This is a genomic window from Schnuerera sp., from assembly GCF_035459645.1.
Classification (GTDB): domain Bacteria; phylum Bacillota; class Clostridia; order Tissierellales; family Tepidimicrobiaceae; genus Schnuerera.
On the sequence record NZ_DATHXO010000454.1, the window covers coordinates 1 to 6,209 of the forward strand.

At 29.9% G+C, this 6,209-nt stretch carries 8 protein-coding genes; all 8 read left to right on the forward strand.

From position 1 onward, the window contains the following. Positions 1-20: 20 nt before the first annotated feature. The 8 genes from VK998_RS10640 to hepT all read left to right on the forward strand — a co-directional run bounded on the left by VK998_RS10640 (position 21) and on the right by hepT (position 6,117). A complete protein-coding gene (locus VK998_RS10640; protein ID WP_325228108.1) occupies positions 21-815 on the forward strand; it encodes an MBL fold metallo-hydrolase in 795 nt (264 codons plus the stop codon). A 19-nt stretch (positions 816-834) separates the two neighbouring features. Beyond that, positions 835-1,974, forward strand: coding sequence for a serine protease HtrA (htrA, locus tag VK998_RS10645; RefSeq protein WP_325228110.1), 1,140 nt, complete (start codon positions 835-837; stop codon positions 1,972-1,974). 42 nt (positions 1,975-2,016) lie between these two features. Further along, a complete protein-coding gene (locus VK998_RS10650) occupies positions 2,017-2,184 on the forward strand; it encodes a CxxH/CxxC protein (protein WP_325228111.1) in 168 nt (55 codons plus the stop codon). Positions 2,185-2,205: 21 nt separating this feature from the next. Beyond that, the gene (locus VK998_RS10655; RefSeq protein WP_325228113.1) at positions 2,206-3,348 is read left to right on the forward strand and encodes an RtcB family protein; all 1,143 of its coding nucleotides are present in this window, start codon (positions 2,206-2,208) and stop codon (positions 3,346-3,348) included. 118 nt (positions 3,349-3,466) lie between these two features. Beyond that, on the forward strand, positions 3,467-4,219 hold the full coding sequence (gene surE / locus VK998_RS10660; RefSeq protein WP_325228115.1) for a 5'/3'-nucleotidase SurE: 753 nt from the start codon (positions 3,467-3,469) through the stop codon (positions 4,217-4,219). A 2-nt stretch (positions 4,220-4,221) separates the two neighbouring features. Then, positions 4,222-4,701 carry a 23S rRNA (pseudouridine(1915)-N(3))-methyltransferase RlmH gene (gene rlmH, locus VK998_RS10665; protein ID WP_325228118.1) on the forward strand — a complete coding sequence of 160 codons (480 nt, stop codon included), beginning with the start codon at positions 4,222-4,224 and terminating at the stop codon, positions 4,699-4,701. 599 nt (positions 4,702-5,300) lie between these two features. Then, entirely contained in the window at positions 5,301-5,708 is a 408-nt protein-coding gene (gene mntA / locus VK998_RS10670) for a type VII toxin-antitoxin system MntA family adenylyltransferase antitoxin (RefSeq protein WP_325228120.1), read from the forward strand. Continuing rightward, positions 5,701-6,117, forward strand: a complete 417-nt coding sequence (gene hepT / locus VK998_RS10675) for a type VII toxin-antitoxin system HepT family RNase toxin (RefSeq protein WP_132029162.1) — start codon at positions 5,701-5,703, stop codon at positions 6,115-6,117. Before mntA ends, hepT begins: the two co-directional genes overlap by 8 nt. The last annotated feature ends 92 nt before the right edge of the window (positions 6,118-6,209 follow it).

Here is a 6,209-nt window from a genome sequence, read left to right on the forward strand (position 1 = left end):
TTGTATTGGAGTGAATGGAAATGGGGATAAAATTTTGTTCCCTATCTAGTGGCAGTAGTGGAAATTGCCAATATATAGAAACGGATAGGATGAAAGTATTGATAGACGGAGGACTTAGTGGCAAGAAGATAGAAGGGTTGTTATCATCTATTGATGTTTGCCCTACTACTATAGACAGTATATTAGTAACCCATGAACATATAGACCATGTAAGGGGAGTAGGTGTTCTTTCAAGAAGGTATGATATTCCTATTTATGCCAATGAAAATACGTGGATTAGTATGGAAAAGACTATTGGCGAAATAAAAGGTCATAATATAAAAGTAATAGAATCTAATAAGGATTTTGAATTAGGGGATTTGGATATACATTCTTTTGAAATATTCCACGATGCAGCTGAACCAATAGGTTTTTGCGTTTATCATAATAATACTAAAATAAGTATTATAACTGATACTGGCTGGGTAAATGATAGTATAAAGAGGAAGATTAAAGGCTCTTCTCTTTATCTAATGGAATCAAACCATGATGTAAAAATGCTTAAGGAAGGGAAATATCCTTGGTATTTAAAAAAGAGGATATCCAGTACAAATGGACATTTATCAAATTTAGAAGCAGGGCAAACTCTATCAGAAGTATTATCTGGAAATGGAGAGATAGTATTATTAGCTCATTTAAGCAAGGAAAACAATAGACCTGCTATTGCTTATGATACAGTTCGTAAATATATGGAATACTATGGTATGAATGTACATAGAGATATTGCTTTGGATTTGACATATAGGGATAAGGCTACTAAAGTATATACTTTATAAATAGATTGGGGGTATCAGTATGTATTATGAAAAGCCACCTAAAAAAAGAGGGGTATTTTCATATTTTATAGTTGCTTTAATTGCAGCTGTTATTGGGGGTATAGTCAGTGTTTATATTGCACCAACTTATCTATATGGGAAAGTAATTCCTACTCCAGAGATGTATAAAGTGGAAACACCTTCTAATATAGGAGAACAAATCAACATCACTCCATCTGAGAATATTTCTTCAGTTGAAGCAGTTGCAAAAAAGGCTATGAGTTCCGTAGTAGGTATAACTACTGTCCAAGTGCAACGAGAGCTTTTTTGGGAGAGAGAAGTAGAAGGAGTGGGCTCAGGAGTAATAGTTAATTCTAATGGATATATACTTACCAATGCTCATGTAGTGGGAAATGGTAGAGCTAAAAGGATAAATGTTTTGTTTGAAAATGGCGATACTTTTCCAGGAAATGTTTTGTGGTATGATACTACTTTAGACTTAGCAGTAGTAAAAGTAGAAGCTAGTGGACTTCCAACTGCAGACTTTGGGGATTCTGATTCACTGGAGGTAGGGCAATTGGCTGTTGCTATAGGTAATCCTTTAGGTTTAGATTTTCAGAGGACTGTTACTTCAGGTATAATATCTGGTCTGAATAGGTCTATAAGAGTAGACCAATATAATGTAATAGAAGATTTAATACAAACAGATGCTTCTATAAACCCTGGTAATAGTGGTGGCCCATTGTTAAATAGCAAGGGAGAAGTAATTGGTATTAATACTGTAAAGATAAAATCTTCAGCAGCTGAAGGTTTAGGTTTTGCAATTCCTATTAATGTTGTAAAACCAATTATTGAAGAAGTAGTTAAACAAGGGGATTTTAAGATAGTGTATTTAGGTATTACAGGAATTGAAATAGAAAGATACGAGAGACAGATGGGAGTAGAATTAAGTGTTGATAAAGGGGTTATAATATTAGAAATAGTACCTAATACTCCAGCGGATAAAGCAGGACTTATGCCATTAGATGTATTAAGTAAGATAGATAATCAAGAGATTGAAAGTATAAGTCAACTTGGAAAGATCTTATATAAATATAAAAAGGGAGATAAAGCCAATTTAGTTATTATTAGAAATGGGAAGGAAATGGAAGTAGAGATTACTTTTACAGATGTAAAATAATATCTATTATTCTATATCTTTTATGGGAGTGGAGCTGATTTTATGTATGTAGTTTGTAATGAACATTTGGAGAATGCCATAGAGGATTTTGTAGAAACTTATGAGCAGCCTCCAGATATATATGAATTAGAAAAGGTATCTTTTACCGATTGGGCTAGTCCCCATAAATGTAATTATTGTGATAAATTACCTAGATATTTAGTGGTTTAATATTGATGAGGAGGGTTTTATTTGAAAGTTTTTAATATAGGAGAAATACCTATAAAATCTTGGACTAATGAGGTAGAAGATGAAGCTCTTCAACAAGCTGTAAATCTTTCTAATTTATCCTTTGCATATTCTCATATTGCATTGATGGCAGATGTCCATGTAGGATTTGGTATGCCAATAGGAGGGGTTTTGGCATCTAAAGGTGTTATAATCCCTAATGCAGTAGGGGTGGATATTGGTTGTGGGATTATTGCAGTAAAAACTGATATTAAACGTATTGATATAGATCAAATTAAAAACATAGTGGACAAGGCTCATAGAACCATACCTTTAGGGCATAAACATCATAAGAAACCGAGAGAATGGAAAGGGTTTGATAGTCCACCAAATTCAAAAATTGTACTGAAAGAATTAAATGCAGCTAGATATCAACTTGGTACCTTAGGTGGAGGAAACCATTTTATGTCTATTGAACAAGGCAATGATGAACATATATGGTTGATGGTTCATTCAGGAAGCAGAAATTTTGGATATAAAATAGCCAATTATTATAATAAAATTGCTAATAAGATTAATAAAGAAATTAATTTAACTCCGCCTAAACAGGATTTAGCAGGACTTTATATAGATTCAAAAGAAGGACAAGAGTATTTAATAGCTATGAATTATGCTCTTGAGTTTGCTATAGAAAATAGGAATCAATTATTAGAACAATTCTATGCTATATTTAAAGAAGAAACCAATTCCCAAAAAATATTACAAAGAATAGGGATTCATCATAATTATGCTGCTATAGAAAATCATTTTGGTGAAGAGGTTGTTGTTCATAGGAAAGGAGCTATTAGGGCTGAGTTGGGAGAGTTAGGAATCATACCGGGTTCTATGGGTACTCCTTCTTATATAGTTGAAGGTTTAGGTAATGAAGAAAGCTTCAAAACCAGTTCTCATGGAGCTGGCAGAGTAATGTCCAGAAAAATGGCTAATAAGACCATAACTAAGGAAATGGCTAATAAGGCAATGGAGGGTATAGTCCACAAAGGGTGGAGAGGAGATTTGTCTGAAGCACCTATGGCATATAAAGATATAGAAGAAGTTATTGAAAACCAAAAGGATTTAGTAAAACCTGTAGTTAAGTTATTCCCTCTAGGTGTAATAAAAGGATAGTTTGAACGAAATTTTATTTAAGCATATAAAACTTTTATATTTGGATAATAGTTTTATATGTTATTTTTTTTGTATTTTGGTATAATACTATCTATAATCTTTTTTAAGGAGGCAAAGAATGAGAATATTATTGGTTAATGATGATGGAATACATGCAGAAGGATTGGAGATAATAGCTAAAACATTAGAGAAAGATCATGAATTAATTATAGTAGCACCAGAAGAACAAAGAAGTGCTCAAAGTCAAGCTATAACAATATCGAAATCACTAATTGTTAAGGAAATAGAATTAAAAGGAATTAACTCAAGAGCATATAGTGTTTCAGGAACGCCTGCAGATTGTGTACGAATAGCTTTAGATCAATTGATTGATAAACCAATTGATTTGGTTGTATCAGGGATAAATAAGGGATTAAATGCAGGGATGGATGTACTTTATTCAGGGACTGTATCTGCAGCTATTGAGGCAAATATATATAATTTACCTGCCATAGCTTTATCAGCACAATGGATAGATGGAAAGATTGATTATCATATGGCGGCAGAACATGGTAATTATATTTTAGAAAAGTCAAAGGATGACTTAATTAAAAACAATATTATACTGAGTATTAATACTCCTTATCTTGAAGAGAAAAAACCTAAGGGAATAAAGGTATGCAAGATTGGTGGTGTGATATACGATTATTATATTCATGAAAATAATGGAGAGAATGGAGAAAAAATATTAAAATTAGAAGGAAGAAAAGATGTTGAATACGAAGAAGATACAGACAGATTTTATTTATCTAAAGGGTATGTGACTGTAACTCCTATTCATTATGATCTTACGAATTTTAATTTATTAGACAAAGTTAAGGGTTGGTTGTAGTAATGAATATAAAAATCATTGCAGTTGGGAAAATAAAGGAAAAGTATATTCGAGAAGGTATTAAGGAATATTCAAAGCGATTGTCAAAGTATTGTAATCTAGAGATAATAGAAGTAGCTGATGAAAAAGCTCCAGAGAAGCTTTCAAAAAAAGATATGGAGATTATAAAAAACAAAGAAGGAGCTAAATTATTATCTAAAATTCCCCAAAATTCCTTTATTATTTCCCTGGAAATAGAAGGCAAGGAAATATCCTCAGAAGAATTGTCGAAAAAAATGAAAGATATAATGATAAGCGGTATAAATGACATTACATTTATTATTGGAGGATCACTAGGGTTATCTCAAGAAGTGAGAAACAAAGCCAATTATAAGCTATCATTCTCAAAGATGACATTTCCTCATCAATTGATGAGGGTCATATTATTGGAGCAGATATATAGAGGATTTAGGATCATGAGAGGTGAACCGTATCATAAGTAGGATAAGCTATGGGCTATAGGACAATGTTTAAGGGGTTACTATTAATTAGGATTAAATGATATAATGTATATAAGTATAAAAATACGTCATAATCGAGGAGAAAATTATGAAGAAAATTCAAAGTGTGATATATCCTTTTTGGATTATTTTATCGTTTCTTATTTCTATTTTTTTAATGATAAAATTATATCCAAATTATATAAATAATGAATTCCCACTGTTTACAGATTTGACTTTATTATTATTTTTACCAGCATTTTTTATTTTTTCATATACATTAATACATTTATTAGGCAGTATATTGAGCAGTATAGTAGCGATAAGTAACAAATGGATATTATTAATACAAGCCTTTTTAATATTTATAGCTTTTATTATTTCCCTTAACTTTATGGAATTTAGTTTAGGCATTAGAATAATGATTTCAATTATTTTTATAATAATTAGTAGTCTACATTTTATCATAACAAGGATTTTATATAGAAAATATTCAAATCAAATCTAGATTCACATTCTTTATATTATGTTTAACATATAGCAAACTTTTATTAATAGGGTATAATAAATATATAACATACCATTTAAGGGATAGTGATAAGATGGATATTATTAAAAAGTGTAAAGATATTTTGATGGAATATGAAGATATAATTTTTGCTTATATCTTTGGTTCATATGTTTCAGGAAAGATGAGAATAGATAGTGATATAGACATTGCAATATATTTGAAAAAGAAGATGGATATAAAGACATATCTTGAAATTAAAATGAATTTATCAGAAACTTGTAAAAAAGAAGTTGATTTAATTGTATTAAATGATGCTACTCCTCTATTAAAGTATCAAATTTACAAAAATAATATATTGTTGTTTACTCGTGATAAATCTATAGAAACCAGATATAAAGTGAAAACCTTATTTGAATATAGTGACATGAAAAGATATTTAGATTTATCTTATGATAGAACTATAGATAGATTAAAAGAAGAGGTGGAATCCAATGGTTGATGTAGAAGTAATTAAACAGAGATTAAATCAATTATCAACTTCTATAAATAAAATAGAAAGGTTTAAGGAAATATCCCTGGAAGAGTTTTTAAAGGATGATATTATACAAGATGTGGTAGAATATAATTTGTTTATAGCAATAAACATGATGATTGATATAGCAACTCACATTGTTGTAGATAATAATATGGGCAGTCCAGAAACATTAGGTGAAGCATTTAACATCTTAAATAAGGAGAAATATTTAAACGATGAGGAAACGAAAGTTTATAGGAATATGGTAGGCCTTAGAAATATATTGTCTCACGAATATATAAACATAGATAAAAAAATAATATATAGCATTTTAAAAAATAATTTAATTGATATAAAGAAATTTGTTATTTTTGTTAATGATAATTTTATTTAAGGATTAATATATATGCATTATAAAAGCAGTAGGTTTATTGTAGTTAAATCTACTGCTTTATTTATATATTTATTACTTTAATCTTAATTCTC

Excerpts from the sequence above, each read along its gene's own strand:
- VK998_RS10640 (WP_325228108.1), top strand. The coding sequence starts at position 21 with ATGGGGATAAAATTTTGTTCCCTATCTAGTGGCAGTAGTGGAAATTGC.
- htrA (WP_325228110.1), top strand. The coding sequence starts at position 835 with ATGTATTATGAAAAGCCACCTAAAAAAAGAGGGGTATTTTCATATTTT.
- VK998_RS10650 (WP_325228111.1), top strand. The coding sequence starts at position 2,017 with ATGTATGTAGTTTGTAATGAACATTTGGAGAATGCCATAGAGGATTTT.
- surE (WP_325228115.1), top strand. The coding sequence starts at position 3,467 with ATGAGAATATTATTGGTTAATGATGATGGAATACATGCAGAAGGATTG.
- rlmH (WP_325228118.1), top strand. The coding sequence starts at position 4,222 with ATGAATATAAAAATCATTGCAGTTGGGAAAATAAAGGAAAAGTATATT.
- mntA (WP_325228120.1), top strand. The coding sequence starts at position 5,301 with ATGGATATTATTAAAAAGTGTAAAGATATTTTGATGGAATATGAAGAT.
- hepT (WP_132029162.1), top strand. The coding sequence starts at position 5,701 with ATGGTTGATGTAGAAGTAATTAAACAGAGATTAAATCAATTATCAACT.